The 13,954-nt window shown below is 34.9% G+C and carries 12 protein-coding genes and 1 other RNA gene; 9 read left to right on the top strand and 4 right to left on the bottom strand.

The window, feature by feature from the left end; all coding sequences use genetic code 11:
* Positions 1 to 108 precede the first annotated feature (108 nt).
* The 6 genes from AAGD44_RS01140 (at position 109) to AAGD44_RS01115 (ending at position 4,778) form a co-directional block, all read left to right on the top strand.
* Positions 109 to 789, top strand: a complete 681-nt coding sequence (locus AAGD44_RS01140; RefSeq protein ID WP_341764223.1) for a response regulator transcription factor — start codon at positions 109 to 111, stop codon at positions 787 to 789.
* On the top strand, positions 773 to 2,080 hold the full coding sequence (locus AAGD44_RS01135; protein WP_341764638.1) for a HAMP domain-containing sensor histidine kinase: 1,308 nt from the start codon (positions 773 to 775) through the stop codon (positions 2,078 to 2,080). The genes AAGD44_RS01140 and AAGD44_RS01135 overlap by 17 nt, the downstream gene beginning before the upstream one ends.
* 306 nt (positions 2,081 to 2,386) lie before the next feature.
* The gene (gene uppS / locus AAGD44_RS01130) at positions 2,387 to 3,076 is read left to right on the top strand and encodes a polyprenyl diphosphate synthase (protein ID WP_341764222.1); all 690 of its coding nucleotides are present in this window, start codon (positions 2,387 to 2,389) and stop codon (positions 3,074 to 3,076) included.
* Positions 3,036 to 3,728 (top strand): phosphatidate cytidylyltransferase, encoded by a 693-nt coding sequence (locus AAGD44_RS01125; protein ID WP_341764637.1) that lies wholly within the window; start codon positions 3,036 to 3,038, stop codon positions 3,726 to 3,728. The genes uppS and AAGD44_RS01125 overlap by 41 nt, the downstream gene beginning before the upstream one ends.
* Positions 3,725 to 4,081: an FtsB family cell division protein gene (locus AAGD44_RS01120; protein ID WP_410520991.1), complete on the top strand. Its 357-nt coding sequence runs from the start codon at positions 3,725 to 3,727 to the stop codon at positions 4,079 to 4,081. The genes AAGD44_RS01125 and AAGD44_RS01120 overlap by 4 nt, the downstream gene beginning before the upstream one ends.
* 85 nt (positions 4,082 to 4,166) lie before the next feature.
* Entirely contained in the window at positions 4,167 to 4,778 is a 612-nt protein-coding gene (locus AAGD44_RS01115) for a ribonuclease D (RefSeq protein WP_341764635.1), read from the top strand.
* Positions 4,779 to 4,795: 17 nt separating this feature from the next.
* On the opposite strand, the gene AAGD44_RS01110 is transcribed toward AAGD44_RS01115, so the two are convergent.
* Complete coding sequence (locus tag AAGD44_RS01110) at positions 4,796 to 7,162, bottom strand: penicillin-binding protein 1A (RefSeq protein ID WP_341764221.1); 2,367 nt, start codon at positions 7,160 to 7,162, stop codon at positions 4,796 to 4,798.
* A 115-nt stretch (positions 7,163 to 7,277) separates the two neighbouring features.
* Positions 7,278 to 8,624: a tRNA (N6-isopentenyl adenosine(37)-C2)-methylthiotransferase MiaB gene (gene miaB / locus AAGD44_RS01105; RefSeq protein ID WP_341764220.1), complete on the bottom strand. Its 1,347-nt coding sequence runs from the start codon at positions 8,622 to 8,624 to the stop codon at positions 7,278 to 7,280.
* A 216-nt stretch (positions 8,625 to 8,840) separates the two neighbouring features.
* Here miaB and AAGD44_RS01100 point away from each other — a divergent pair, with 216 nt between their 5' ends.
* Positions 8,841 to 8,978 carry a hypothetical protein gene (locus AAGD44_RS01100; protein WP_341764219.1) on the top strand — a complete coding sequence of 46 codons (138 nt, stop codon included), beginning with the start codon at positions 8,841 to 8,843 and terminating at the stop codon, positions 8,976 to 8,978.
* A 298-nt stretch (positions 8,979 to 9,276) separates the two neighbouring features.
* Complete coding sequence (locus tag AAGD44_RS01095; RefSeq protein WP_341764218.1) at positions 9,277 to 9,720, top strand: ferritin-like domain-containing protein; 444 nt, start codon at positions 9,277 to 9,279, stop codon at positions 9,718 to 9,720.
* A 148-nt stretch (positions 9,721 to 9,868) separates the two neighbouring features.
* Here the strand turns inward: AAGD44_RS01095 and AAGD44_RS01090 are convergent, their stop codons facing one another.
* Entirely contained in the window at positions 9,869 to 10,519 is a 651-nt protein-coding gene (locus tag AAGD44_RS01090) for a hypothetical protein (RefSeq protein ID WP_341764217.1), read from the bottom strand.
* A 305-nt stretch (positions 10,520 to 10,824) separates the two neighbouring features.
* On the opposite strand from AAGD44_RS01090, the gene AAGD44_RS01085 reads away from it, so the two are divergent.
* Positions 10,825 to 12,906 carry an ATP-dependent DNA helicase RecG gene (locus tag AAGD44_RS01085; RefSeq protein WP_410520990.1) on the top strand — a complete coding sequence of 694 codons (2,082 nt, stop codon included), beginning with the start codon at positions 10,825 to 10,827 and terminating at the stop codon, positions 12,904 to 12,906.
* A gap of 281 nt (positions 12,907 to 13,187) precedes the next feature.
* On the opposite strand, the gene rnpB is transcribed toward AAGD44_RS01085, so the two are convergent.
* Positions 13,188 to 13,574, bottom strand: an RNA gene (gene rnpB, locus AAGD44_RS01080) — RNase P RNA component class A.
* Between the last annotated feature and the right edge of the window lie 380 nt (positions 13,575 to 13,954).

Here is a 13,954-nt window from a genome sequence, read left to right as displayed (position 1 = left end):
CTTACTTTTACTGTAAGAGTGAGTTTAATCCTACTCGCAATAGGTAATTCTTTTTTATAATATATCACGAGCTATTTGAACATTCAGATTAATTATAAAATTTAATTTATGCAAGAACATAAATATCATATTTTAGTAGTCGATGATGATACCAGAATACTGAAACTTTTGAAGCAATTTTTATGTACCAAGGGCTTTGCGGTATCAACTGCCACTAATGCCCAGCAAGCTAAAGCTTTATTAGGAGAGAGAATCTTTGACTTAATTATCCTTGACGTTATGCTACCAGATATTACCGGTCTTGAATTTGCAAATATTATAAGATCAACCGGCAATAATATACCGATTGTTATGCTTACTGCGTTGTCTCAGCCCAGAGATCGTGTGACCGGCTTAGAAGCAGGAGCATCTGATTATTTAACAAAGCCCTTTGAGCCCCAGGAATTATTGCTCAGAGTTAATAACCTAATAAAAAGCCACGCGCAACATACCCAGGCAGGGAAAATTAAGCGTTTAGGTAATAATTATTATAACCTTGATACAAAAGAATTTATAAAAAATAATCATCTAGTAAATTTGAGTTCTACTGAACAGAAATTACTAGAATTATTACTACTAAATGAGCGACAAGTAATCTCCCGTGATGAGTTATCCAAAATAATGGGAGGTTTAAGCCCTAGATCTATTGATGTACAAATTGTTCGCATAAGAAGTAAAATTGAAGATGATCCTAAGCGCCCTAAATATCTAAGAACTATACGTAATGGGGGATATGCTATCTATACGTAAACTTATTCCTCAAACTTTACTAGCTAGATTTGTATTAATCATTATTATTCCTACCTTAATAGGACAAATTCTGGCAGTATTTTTATTCTATGATAGGCATTGGTATAATGTGTCATACTATACCAGCAATATTATTGCCAATGAAATAATCGCCCTACTTGAACAAAATAAAAATAATTTTTTAGAACAAACTCTTCTAGAAACTAATTATCTAAATTTAGCATATCAATTTCATAAAAATTCCTACCTCCCTACAATACAACCTAAAATTAGCGAAGAATTAGAAATTTTTAAAAGTGTTATAGATGGCAAAATTAATAAACGAAATATTATTAAGATTAATGATAATAAAAGAATTGAAGTATATTTTCAATTAACTAACGGTTTGCTAGAAATATCATTTCCCACAAAATTATTGATCAACCCTACCGCTTATATTTTTGTTTTGTGGTTAATATTTTTAACAATATTGCTACTTTCTATTTCTTTAATTTTTTCTAAAAATCAGATTAAATCTATTTTAACTCTTGCCGACGCTGCGGATCAGTTTGGACAGGAAGCAAAGGGGAGCAATAATTTTAAGCCCTCAGGAGCAAAAGAAATAAGAAAAGCAGGAGTTGCTTTTCTTAAAATGAAAAATCGAATTGAAAAACAAATAGAAAAAAGAACTCGAATGCTAGCTATGATTTCTCATGATTTATGTACTCCTTTAACTAGGATGAAATTACAATTAGCTTTAATGCCCTCCACAGAAGCGACTAAAGAATTACAGGAAGACATAGAAATAATGCAACAAATGATAAACTCTTATTTAGACTTTACTACAGGGAAAAATGGCGAAGAATATCAGCTTATTAATTTATTACCTTGGTTACAAGGAGTAATAAATAAATGGCCTACTACCAATATTACTCTCTTAACCACAACACAAGAAATACAAGTGCAACTTAAAGTTGGTAATTTTGAACGAGCTCTAGCCAACTTAATAAATAATGCTATAAAATATTCTACCAAAATTGAAATTTCTGCCCATGCTATTAATGCAAGCGTAATCATAACCATTGAGGACAATGGAGAAGGTATCAACGACGAAGAAAAATTGCGGGTCTTTAAACCGTTTTATCGCTCAGATAAATCACGTTCAATCAACAACTCAGGAAACGTTGGTCTGGGTCTTGCTATTACTAAAGAAATAATTACAGACCATAATGGTATTATATTATTGCAAGATAGCAAGAATTTAGGGGGATTATTGGTGCGGATTTCAATACCTCACCTTAACTCACTATAGGAATATAGTAAATTTTGCTTTATTTGTGTCTCCTTATTTTTTGTATACTGCTCGTACCTGAAGAGTTGGTAGACGATAGAATCAACCTCAAGAAGAGCGAGGAGTGGCAAAGTCGAGCAGCGCAGCGTACTATATAAGTACGTGAGCAGCCTCAATCTTTAGGGTGCCACGACGCCAATTCTTGAAGTACGAGCAGTATATATAAGTTTGATATATCTTAATAGACTATGTATACTCGAATGATCTCGCGAGTTGGATTTGAAAACAGACTTCTTCCGAAACTCGCATCGCGCAGGATATTTCAATATGACCATTACCAGCACAGTAAATCATTTAGCTATCATCATGGATGGTAATGCCAGATGGGCATTGAGTAACGGGGTGCCTAAATCTGAAGGCCACCGCGTTGGAGCAAATAATGTTAAAAAGTTATTACCAGCCCTTATAGAACTTCATATCCCTTATGTAACTCTATATACTTTTTCTTCGGAAAACTGGCATAGATCTAAAACAGAAATTGCATTTTTACTCAAATTACTACGTAATTACCTCAAAAACGAAGCAACTTCATTACATCAAAATGGGATCAGAATAAAAATCATAGGGAGGCTAGAACAGGCAGGACAACTATTACAAAAACAAATGCTCGACTCTGTCGAGCTAACAAAACATAACACCAAGATGACTCTTTGCATTGCTTTTAGTTATGGAGGACGAGCAGAAATTATTGATGCCTGTCAAAAAATTATTAATTCTGGCAAAACCCAAATTAGTGAAAATGAATTTAAAGATTATTTATATGATAATGAAATGCCGGATGTTGATTTATTAATTCGTACTAGCGGAGAACTTAGGATAAGTAATTTTTTATTATGGCAATCAGCTTATGCTGAACTACATTTTATCTCTAAGTACTGGCCAGAACTTACTAAGGAAGATCTGATAGAAGCATTAGATAATTACTCAAAAAGGAAAAGGAATTTTGGTGCAAGGTAAAAAACACAGGCAGAACATACTGAGGGTTTTATCAGCATTAGTGCTTGGTCCAATCTTTATTATAGCTATTATGTTTAGTAAATTACTATTCTGTTTCCTGATGTTATTAGTCACTATAGGGATGTTATATGAATGGTGTCAGATGACAAAATCCTCTTACTGTTATCAGCTATTAGGGTTTATGATTATTCCAGTTCCTACTATATCTCTAATATTTATTGCTATTAATGAGACGCAATACTGGCTATTATTACTATATTTTATTATAATATGGTCAGTGGACACATTTGCTATGGTGGGAGGAAAAAACCTAAAAGGTCCTAAGCTTGCGCCCACAATCAGCCCTAACAAAACTTGGAGCGGTTTACTAATAGGGATTTTGGGCAGTGGGCTTGCGGCTTTTTTACTGAGCTTATTTCCAGGGTTTAATTTGTCTCAACCCTATTTGCTGCAAAGGCAGCACTTAATTATAGCAGCTATTTTTCTGGCACTAATAGCCCAGCTGAGCGATTTATTTATTTCATATTTTAAACGGAAATTTGCAATTAAAGATAGTGGTACTATAATACCAGGTCATGGCGGAGTCTTAGATCGGTTTGACAGCATAATTTTAACGGCCCCTATTTTATTTGTCACTAGTCAAATATTATGAAGCATTTATATTTTTTTATGGCAATAAAAAGCTCAAAGAAAATTATTTTTAATATTTTTCTATTTTTATTATTGTCATATTTTATTTATCATTCTATTTATGGCAATCGAGGTATTATAGCTTATTTTTCATTAAACCACCAACTTGAAAAAACCTATACTGCCCTTGAAATTGTCAGAGATGAAAGGATTGAGCTAGAACATAGGGTGAAATTACTCAGGCCCGAATTACTAGACCGTGATATGCTAGATCAAGAAGCACGCAGAGTTCTAGGAGTAGCTATGCCAAATGAACAAGTTTTTATTATAAACTCTGTAGAAACAAAAAATGACCCTAAAGAAGGGACAAAGTAGACCTCTTTCTAAACTCTATTCCTACTGGTAATGTAGTAGCGAGTTTGGAAAAAGGTCTAGTAATTAAATAACCTAGGAGGTGTTTATAAATATTATAGTTTTTTCCAATGATATTCCTGAAGATCTAGATATTTCAGGTGATATTGCAATTGATACTGAAACAATGGGCTTAAATTTACATAGAGATAGATTATGCCTTTTACAGATGACTAATGGTAATGGCAATGTTTATCTAATAAATTTTATAGATAGAAATTACTCGGCGCCTAATTTAAAAAAGCTATTACTTGATCCAACTCGAGAAAAAATATTTCATTATGCTAGGTTTGATCTAGCCGCGATAAAAAAATATCTTGAAATAGATTTAGAAAATATTTTCTGTACAAAAATAGCCTCTAAATTAGTCCGTACCTATACTGATTTTCATGGACTTAAAGAGTTATGCCGTGAGCTACTTGGTATCCAGTTGTCGAAACAACAACAATCTTCCTATTGGGGCAGTAAGATATTAAAAGAAGAACAAAAAGAATATGCTGCCAAGGATGTGGTGTACTTACATCAAATACGTAGCATTTTACACCAAATGCTTGTAGCCGAAGCAAGGTTAGATATAGCTAAGCATATATTTAGATTTTTACCTACTAGAGCTAACTTAGATTTAATAGGGTGGAACGATATTGATATTTTATCTTACTAACCTAACCTAGATTACGATTAATATATTTCCTGAGAAGCATCTTGTTCAGGGGGCATATTATAAAATATATCTTCATCTTGCTGCCCATCTATATGCGGTATTTGCGGTATATCATTAATTTTAAATGCTTCGACGATATCGCCAAGGGCTGTCACTTTGCCAGTTTTTCGATCGGTGCGTAACAATTTAATGGTATCTGGCACGTGAAAGGGCAAAGAAGGAATATTAGCATAAACATTTGCCATGAAATTAATGAATATAGGTAAGGCAACACTTGAGCCAGTAGCAGTTTTGCCAAGAGTTTTAGGAATATCATAGCCAACATATGTTCCAACAATGATCTTAGGGGTAAAGCCAATAAACCAGGTATCCATACTTTCATTAGTAGTGCCGCTTTTTCCTGCTATAATCTTATCAAGCTTTTTGGCAGACGCGGCGGTCCCTCTTTCTACTGCTCCTGTTAAGAAGGAAGTAATTTGGTAATTGCTAGCTTCATCAATAATCATTTTAGAGTTAGGAGCAGAGATAATGGGATTTGGGGGGTCAGCAAGTTGTTGATCTGATATATGACAATTTCTGCATTCACGATTATCTCTACGGTAAATGATTTTGCCATTACGGTCCTTGATTAATTCTACAAAATGCGGCGTTACTTTATTCCCTGAATTCGCAATCATTGCATACGCCGTAGTCATTTTCTCTAAGGTAGTTTCAAGAGATCCTAAAACCATAGAATATACTTTTTTAGGCTCACTATTAATATTCAACCTTTTGATTATTTCAGCAACTTTATTTAAGCCTATGGCTTGAGCCACTCTAACAGTGATCAGATTGCGTGATTTCTCAAGGCCGCTGCGCATAGTGATTAATCCTAAAAAATCACCTTTGTAATTTTTTGGACGCCAAATTGGCAGCCCTGCCCCTTGATCAATTTCTACAGGCCCATCTTCAAACAATGTGTTAGGTTGCACTGCATTTTCCAAAGCAGCTAAATATACAAAAGTTTTACTAAGCGAACCTGGCTGCCTTAGCGCTTGAGTAACACGATCAAATTTGCTAACGGTAAAATCATATCCTCCACTACTAGCTAGTACTTGACCAGTAGTAGGATTCATTACTATAATGCCCCCATTAACTAGAGGGATTTGTCGTAAGGCATAATTCGCGCTTAGCTTTTCAACTACTATCACATCTCCAGCTTTTAATAAAGTTTTTGCAGATTTCAGATTAGCTGCTGCCCATTTCATATCAGATAAAAGTATTTTTGATTTACTGCCATCTTCAAGCCCAATCTCAATTTGCATATCCTGAAGAGTTAACACCACAGCTAATTGATATTCAAGTAAGCCTCCTGGTTTCACAATTTGCTTTAAGTTTTCGTGCCAGTTATTTATATTGATAGAATTGATTCTACCTCTAAAACCATGCTTTTTATCATAATCTCTTATACCTTGCCGCAGAGCATTATCCGCAGCTTTCTGATAATCTGCATTAAGGGAAGTAATAATTGTCAAACCGCCAGTATAAAACTCTTCCTTACTACCTATTCTGTTAATTACTTCTTCTCTTACCAGCTCCGCATAATAATCTGCTTTTACTGTTTCGTTACGATCACGTTGTTTTAAAATAATAGGAGTTGCTATTGCTTCTAGAACTGTTTCTTGTTTGATATAACCTTCCTCATACATTCTCATAAGAACGTAATCTCTACGCTCTTTTACTCGTGCATAATTTTTTGTGGGATTAAAACTTGAGGGCGCTTTGGGTAAACCAGCGATAAACGCTGCTTCTGCAATAGTTAAATCTTCGACAGATTTATTAAAATAATTTTGGGCTGCCATAGCAACTCCATAAGCTCCTTTACCGAAAAATGTTTGATTAAGGTAAAGCTCCAAGATTTTATCCTTAGTAAATACTTTTGAAACTCTGTAAGATAATATTGCTTCTTTAACTTTTCGCTCTATTGATACCTCAGAAGTTAATAAAAAATTCTTAACTACTTGTTGGGTAATAGTTGAGGCCCCTTCTACTCTACGATGGCGAACGATATTAAAGATATTAGATATCGCAGCTCTCAAAATACTAATAATATCCACCCCCGGATGTTCATAGAAATTTTTATCTTCAGCTGCAATAAAAGCTTCTATTAGCAAGCGAGGAATACTATTAATAGGAACAAAAACTCTACGCTCGAAGGCGTATTCTTCAATTAATTTCCCATCCTGTGAATAAATTCTAGTGACAGAATTGGGATAATAATTAGTAAGTTGTGAGTAATCTGGTAGGTCTTGGGAGTAGTAATAGAGTAACGCCATTACACTACTAATTCCTATTAATCCTACTATTACTAATAATTTTAGACCTACATATAATTTCTTGAGCATGTTTACTAATTTTGTATTAAAATTGACTATAGTCACTTAGGTTGAATTAGATACTAGGCGCGAGGAGTGAAGCCTAGTAGATACTTGGTAAGCGACGAGCAACAACGTAGCTAGTTTAACCTAAGTGACTATATAGACTTCCCGTCAGGCTACTTGTACTAGCTTTGATAATTTTTACCTCACAAATTTGTCCAAATAAGTTATTGGTAGGATTAATTATATGTACTGACTGCATGTAAGCTGTTTTACCTACTAACTGATTATCCAATTTTCCCTTACGGTCAAATAATACTGGCATGGTAGCCCCTACACAATGTTCATTAAATTGTAATTGTTGTTTCGATAATTCCTCTTGTAAAATCGCTAAGCGCTTAGATTTAATATATTCTGGTATCTGTTCTTTAACAGCTGCTGGCGTGCCAGGCCTTGGACTATACTTAAAAGAGTAACATTGACCGTATCCTACTTTTTTTACCAAATCTAAGGTATCTGCAAAATCTTCATCTGTTTCACTAGGAAAGCCTACAATAAAATCAGACGAAAAAATCATATCAGATCTAACGCTTCTGATACGTTTAATAATATCGAAATAATAATCTCTATTATGCTTACGGTTCATTGCTTTCAAAATTCTGTCTGAACCGGACTGTACGGGTAAGTGTAAAAATGGCATTAATTTTGGTTCAATGCCATGCAATTGGATTAAGTCGTCTGTCATATCAATTGGGTGTGAAGTAATATACCTAATACGTTCAAGGCTAGGTATAGTCGCTATATATTTGATTAAATCCGCTAGACTACAGGCGATACCTTCAGGCGTTTTTCCATGATACGCATTAACATTTTGCCCTAGAAAAATTACTTCCTTTGCACCATTTGTTACTGCCCTTACAGTTTCTCTATATATTTGTTCTAAATTGCGGGAAAATTCTGCCCCCCTTGTATAAGGTACTACGCAAAAAGAACAGAATTTATCACACCCTTCTTGGACTGAGATTAGTGCACTACTATCTTTGACTCCAGTTTGTTCAGGTAATTTATCAAATTTTGCTTCTTCAACAAAATCAAGTTTAATTAATTGTTTTTCATGCCTAGCAATTTTCGCAATTAATTCCGGTAATTCGTAGTAAGATTGAGGACCCACTACTATATCTACATAAGGAGCACGGCGAAAAATCTCATCTCCTTCTGCTTGTCCAACACAACCAGCTACCGTTATTATTAAATCCTGTTTAGCTTGAGATTTTCTTTCATCTTTAATTTGCTTAATACGGCCAAGTTCAGAATACATTTTTTCTGCAGCTTTTTCTCTAATATGGCATGTATTAAGAATAATCATATCAGCATGCTGCATCGTATCAGTTGGCTTATAACCAAAAGGCTCCAGTAAGTCTTGCATTTTTATGGAGTCATACACATTCATTTGACATCCATAAGTTTTGACAAACAGTTTCTTTTCCATAGATTTTTATAAAAGATAATTAGTTTGATGGCAATTTTTTAGGAATATATAACACAATACTACATATAAATATACTCTAATAATTTTTTTTGATAAAAAGGTTGACAAGCAGCTACGAGAAGAGTTAACCTAAAAACGTGATGTGTGAGCACCTCACTGTTTTGAGCTCAAAGCATAGTTTACAATAGCCTGATAATATAAATTTAGGAGGTAAAAATGACTACTCAAAAAAAAGGTTTCGCAACAATGAACAAGAAGTCATTACACGAAACAGCCCATAAGGGTGGAAAAGCAAGCCAAAAAAAGCAGAGTCATACAAATAGCTCCGCTAAAAAAGATGATTCAGATCAATAGAAATAATTTATCTGAATTTGACTGCCTGTGGTTCGGTATAAGACTATACTGAACCGCAGGTATTATCCCCCAGCAGCCGTAAAAGGTTTTGGATTCGCATTTTGCTCTGAGGAGCCATTAATATTAGGTTCTGTGAAAGTTTCTATATAATGAGTAGATTTATAGGCATTTTTGCTCACAGAACCGCAGCGTACTAAATGTACGTGAGGATTCGAGAACGAAAATAACGACGAAATCGACCATTAGATAAAAACTTCACAGAACCTAGATTATTTACAATTACAGAGGATATATAGATATGACTACTTTTGTAGGACAGCAAACAGACTTTGCTAAAGCATTAAAGGAATTAGTAGAATTAGAATATGAAGCGCTAGAGGCGTACGAAGCGGCTATTAATCGAATTGAGAGTGCCAACTATAAACAAGGACTGGTTAATGCTAAAGCTGAGCATAAAAGCCAAGTCAGTGCCCTTACTCAACTGTTAACTAGTAAAGGTATAGAGGCGCCGCGTGGCCCAAGTGGTACTCAGCTAATCTCCATAGGAAAAGTAGCTATTGCAAATCTTTTTGGAGATAATGCTATACTCAAGGCTATTATACAGCTAGAAGAAGATATTAATACCGCCTATAAACGTATGACTGAACATGATCAAAAATTTATAGAAGCGGAAAAGACGTTGACTACAGGCCTAGCGAACGAAAATAGGCATATAACCTGGCTTAAGACTATCACAGAGTAAGATAGATAACGTTGCTAGGGGGGTTTTGACCCCCCTAGCCTTGCATGCAATATCTAAAAAGGCATGCACCACTTGGTATCAACTATGCTTGTGAAATTTTAAATTTTTAAAAATCGTAGTTGACCGCTAGGTTCAGTAAAGGAAATTTTTATGTATGATTATTAAAATCTTGATATAGCTCCCCCTGTAAGGGGCAGGTGTTATTTTCTAATACCAAAAAATCCGGGTCTGATGATTCGGAAGTATAGAGATTATACAATTTACAACCAAGTTGTACTATATAAGTAATACTCTTGATTATTATCCCGGGCCCCAACAATACTATGGCGGGTGACATAATACACCTTGCTTCTTGTGGGCTGTCCTTTAGCCACTTCTTTAGATCTCCTAGCAACTCTTTTAGAACTGCTGGCCCCTCCTCCTTTATATCTCCTAGCCGCTCCTTTATATCTCCTAGCAATTTCTGGATATAGTAAGTTATCTTGCACTCCTGTTTATAGACATTAACCGTGTCCTCATCTTCTTCGTCCTCCTCTTCATGTTGAGGAATTTCCTCCAATATTTGCAACAGATCATCACGTCGTTCTGCTATTGCGGGACGTAAATACTGGTCTAAGTTCTGCCCACTATTTCTTAGCAATTTGACTATAATAGGGCGGCTGATCTCGACATCATGTGCCTCCCCAACAAGAGCTTTCAATTTATCGAAATCAGGGGCCTCTGATGCTATTAGTTGATTATATAATTCTACGATTCTCGGGCTCCACGGCCCTATAAGGGGTTGACCCTTGTGTAACATCTTAATCATTTATTGATTTATTAACTATATTGTATCTATTATTAAATAATAATCTAGCTTTTTCTACAGCCTAACAATAAATATCATATGGTAATTTTTAATAAATGCAGCTTGAAGTGGAAAATTTGGTGAACTATTAAAAAAGTGACCTAGCAAACGGGAAGTTGATATTTATTATTAGTAAATTCCAACAATAAACGCTTTTATTGATATCACTTCTAAAAAAACGTTATATAATTAGCCTCAGTATAATATAATAAATAGAGAAAATTAAAGTCGCCTGATTATTTAGGGCCGGCAATATTATGGCTATGTCAGATTTTAACAAATTTTTTCTCTCTCCCATTAAAACTTATCTCAATATTAGTGATAATATAATTAATGCGCTTAAAAGATTAGAAATAATTACTTTAAGGGATTTATTATTTTATCGACCTACTTCTTATCAAATAAAAATAATTGCCCCTAATTTATCTTCTTTAAAAAATGGGTTATTAATCCAGGTTAGAGTAACTATTCAAGAAATTCTTAAACCTACTAAAAAAGTACAACCTTTAAAAATTTTAGCCTCTAATGAAACTGGTTCTATCCTATTAATATTTTTTAATAGACCAGCAAATTTTATTTTTCAACATTTGCAAATAGGAAATACCTTGATTGTTAAGGGGAAAGCACAAGTGTTCGCAGGATTGCCTCAATTAATTCACCCAGAATTTATTTTTAACGACAAGGCTAATGATCCACTAGAACCAATTTACTCTTTAACTTATGGCATTACAAATCCCCAGCTTCATTCATATATTAAACAAGCTATAATTTTCCTAGAAAGGTTTTCTGATAATATAGCCAAAAATTCACAGGATATTCATGAGTATCTCAACGCCTTAATAGAAGAGCTAAAAATCCTACATTACCAGCAAGTCGCTCCTAATTCCAGTAATTTAGATCAAAGATATACCGAGTGCCTCAGGCGACTTGCGGAGCAAGAACTTTTAGCCAATCAATTAACTTTATGTTATGTTCGCACCCAAATTCAAGCAAAGCAGGGTAACTCATTTGCCAAGGCTATTACCTTACAACATGCTATACTTAGAAACTTAGAATTTGAACTCACAAACGACCAACAAATGGCAATTGCAGAAATTGAACAAGACCAATTAGCGGCTGGCGAAATGATGCGTTTGCTACAAGGAGACGTGGGCTCTGGTAAAACTATAGTAGCGTTGTTGACAATGGTCAATGTGATAGAAGCTAAATTTCAAGCAGCGTTAATGGTACCTACAGATCTATTAGCTAATCAGCATTATCAATTCTTTATTAAAGCACTCAATGGTACAGGAATAAGGCTAGCACTCCTGACAAGCAGGTTAGCAACGAGCGAAAGGAAACCAACACTCTTAGATTTACAACGTGGGGATATTGATATATTAATCGGCACCCATGCCTTATTTCAAGAAAAGGTGAATTTTAAAAATTTGGGGTATATAGTAATTGATGAACAACATAGATTTGGTGTACAACAACGCTTAGAGTTAATTAATAAAGCTTCAAGTCCAGATGTACTAGTAATGACTGCAACCCCGATCCCTCGGAGTCTTACTCTTACCATGTTTGGTGACATGGCTATTTCCAAATTAATGAACAAACCTAAAAACCGCTTGCCAATCATTACTAGTATAGTGCCAAAAGTTAAGTTACCTCTAATAATTACTAGCTTGGATAAAAAGCTTAAAGCTAAGGAAAAAATCTATTGGGTATGCCCCCTTATTGAACCTGCAATGGCAGAAGGAGCAGAAACTGAAAATAATAGAGAGCTTATTGATGTAAATACTCGTTTAGCCTACATTGACAATATATATCCTAATATTACTGCGGCAATCCATGGCAAAATGAAAAATGAGCAAAAAGATAGTATTATGCAGAAATTTCAACAAGACGATGTGCATATTTTAGTAGCCACTACTGTTATTGAAGTAGGAATAAATATTCCAGAAGCAACTTTAATCATTATAGAGAATGCCGAACAATTTGGCTTAGCACAACTGCATCAAATTAGAGGAAGGGTAGGACGCAGCCACCTCCAATCTCATTGTATTTTGCTCTATGACCCTAAAAGGCTCAGCAAGACCGCAAAATCCCGGTTTGAAATTATGCGCAATAGTAATGATGGATTTTATATTGCTGAACAAGATCTGCTTTTAAGAGGTAGCGGAGAAATTTTAGGTACCAAACAAAGTGGAGAAATAAGATTCTTTTTTGCCGATCTTACTCGAGACACCGACTTGTTAATTCAAGCAAATAAATTAGCATCAAATACCATTAACTCCGAGCTTACTTCTTTACAGATAAAATTATTTACTAAAACCGAGCTGCAGGAATTAAATTAGCCCTTACTTCTAATTTAACTTAGATCCTTATATACTCGCTGAACTTCAAGAATTGGCGTCGTTGTGCCCTTAAAGATCTGCGATGCTCACGTACTATAGTACGCTGCGCTTCTCGACTTTGACACTCCTAGCTCTTCTTGAAGTTGATTCTATCGTCTACCAACTCTTCAGTGACGAGCAGTATACCTTAGAAATATGTTATAAGTAGATATAAGAACCTAGTTGCTTTTTGTAATTCTTAACTGTTCATGAGATAATATTTAAGAATCTTGATTTTTTTAAAGAAATGATGGTCTATAAGCCGGATCCTGTATAAGTACTTTAATACTTACTGCAGTTATTTATCTAGGATAAATGTTACCATTTACCTCAAGCGATCTACCCACACTACTTCTAGTCAGAGAAACCTAGGAACATGCAAGTTCTGTAGTGCCTATTTGATCTTGCTCTTGGTGGGGTTTACCATGCGTAGTTTGTCACCAACCTACCGGTGCGCTCTTACCGCACCATTTCACCCTTACCAATAAAATTGGCGGTATATTTTCTGTGGCACTTTCCCTAAAAGATTGCTCTTCCGCTGGCTGTTAACCAGCACCATATCTCTGTAGAGTCCGGACTTTCCTCGTAAAATCTCGCTAGATTATTTACGCAACTGCACAACCATCATAGCCATTATGCGGTAATATCATGATTTGTCAATCTTTTTAATATTTGATTACCCCCAAGAAAGGCGAAAGGTGCCCCGCATGATTCCATAATATATTAGACCTCTTGCATAACCTAAAGATAATTGAAGAATTTTTAGGAGAAACGAAGTCGAGTACCGCAGCGTACATGTTAAGTACGTGAGGAACAGAGAGGAGTTTCGACGACAAAATTACCAATTAGATTAGGTTATGCAAGAGGTCTATTGTAGTTCACCTAATTTTTGCTAATTAGATAGCAAAACAACCCGAGGATATAGCTCACCCCATAGTGTAAAAAAAGCCCATTAAAAGTTGTAATACTTCACTATGCAGCAATTAAGTCACACAAATATTATTAAACC

Origin of the sequence: Candidatus Tisiphia endosymbiont of Beris chalybata (assembly GCF_964026555.1) — a bacterium.
Taxonomy (GTDB): Bacteria; Pseudomonadota; Alphaproteobacteria; order Rickettsiales; family Rickettsiaceae; genus Tisiphia.
The sequence above is the reverse complement of the archived record's forward strand: the minus strand, read 5'-3'. Positions and strand labels throughout refer to the sequence as shown.

What these genes read in the sequence shown, in the direction of transcription:
- AAGD44_RS01140 (WP_341764223.1), top strand. Translation starts at nt 109, where the DNA reads ATGCAAGAACATAAATATCATATTTTAGTAGTCGATGATGATACCAGA.
- AAGD44_RS01135 (WP_341764638.1), top strand. Translation starts at nt 773, where the DNA reads ATGCTATCTATACGTAAACTTATTCCTCAAACTTTACTAGCTAGATTT.
- uppS (WP_341764222.1), top strand. Translation starts at nt 2,387, where the DNA reads ATGACCATTACCAGCACAGTAAATCATTTAGCTATCATCATGGATGGT.
- AAGD44_RS01120 (WP_410520991.1), top strand. Translation starts at nt 3,725, where the DNA reads ATGAAGCATTTATATTTTTTTATGGCAATAAAAAGCTCAAAGAAAATT.
- AAGD44_RS01110 (WP_341764221.1), bottom strand. Translation starts at nt 7,162, where the DNA reads ATGCTCAAGAAATTATATGTAGGTCTAAAATTATTAGTAATAGTAGGA.
- miaB (WP_341764220.1), bottom strand. Translation starts at nt 8,624, where the DNA reads ATGGAAAAGAAACTGTTTGTCAAAACTTATGGATGTCAAATGAATGTG.
- AAGD44_RS01100 (WP_341764219.1), top strand. Translation starts at nt 8,841, where the DNA reads ATGACTACTCAAAAAAAAGGTTTCGCAACAATGAACAAGAAGTCATTA.
- AAGD44_RS01095 (WP_341764218.1), top strand. Translation starts at nt 9,277, where the DNA reads ATGACTACTTTTGTAGGACAGCAAACAGACTTTGCTAAAGCATTAAAG.
- AAGD44_RS01090 (WP_341764217.1), bottom strand. Translation starts at nt 10,519, where the DNA reads ATGTTACACAAGGGTCAACCCCTTATAGGGCCGTGGAGCCCGAGAATC.
- AAGD44_RS01085 (WP_410520990.1), top strand. Translation starts at nt 10,825, where the DNA reads ATGGCTATGTCAGATTTTAACAAATTTTTTCTCTCTCCCATTAAAACT.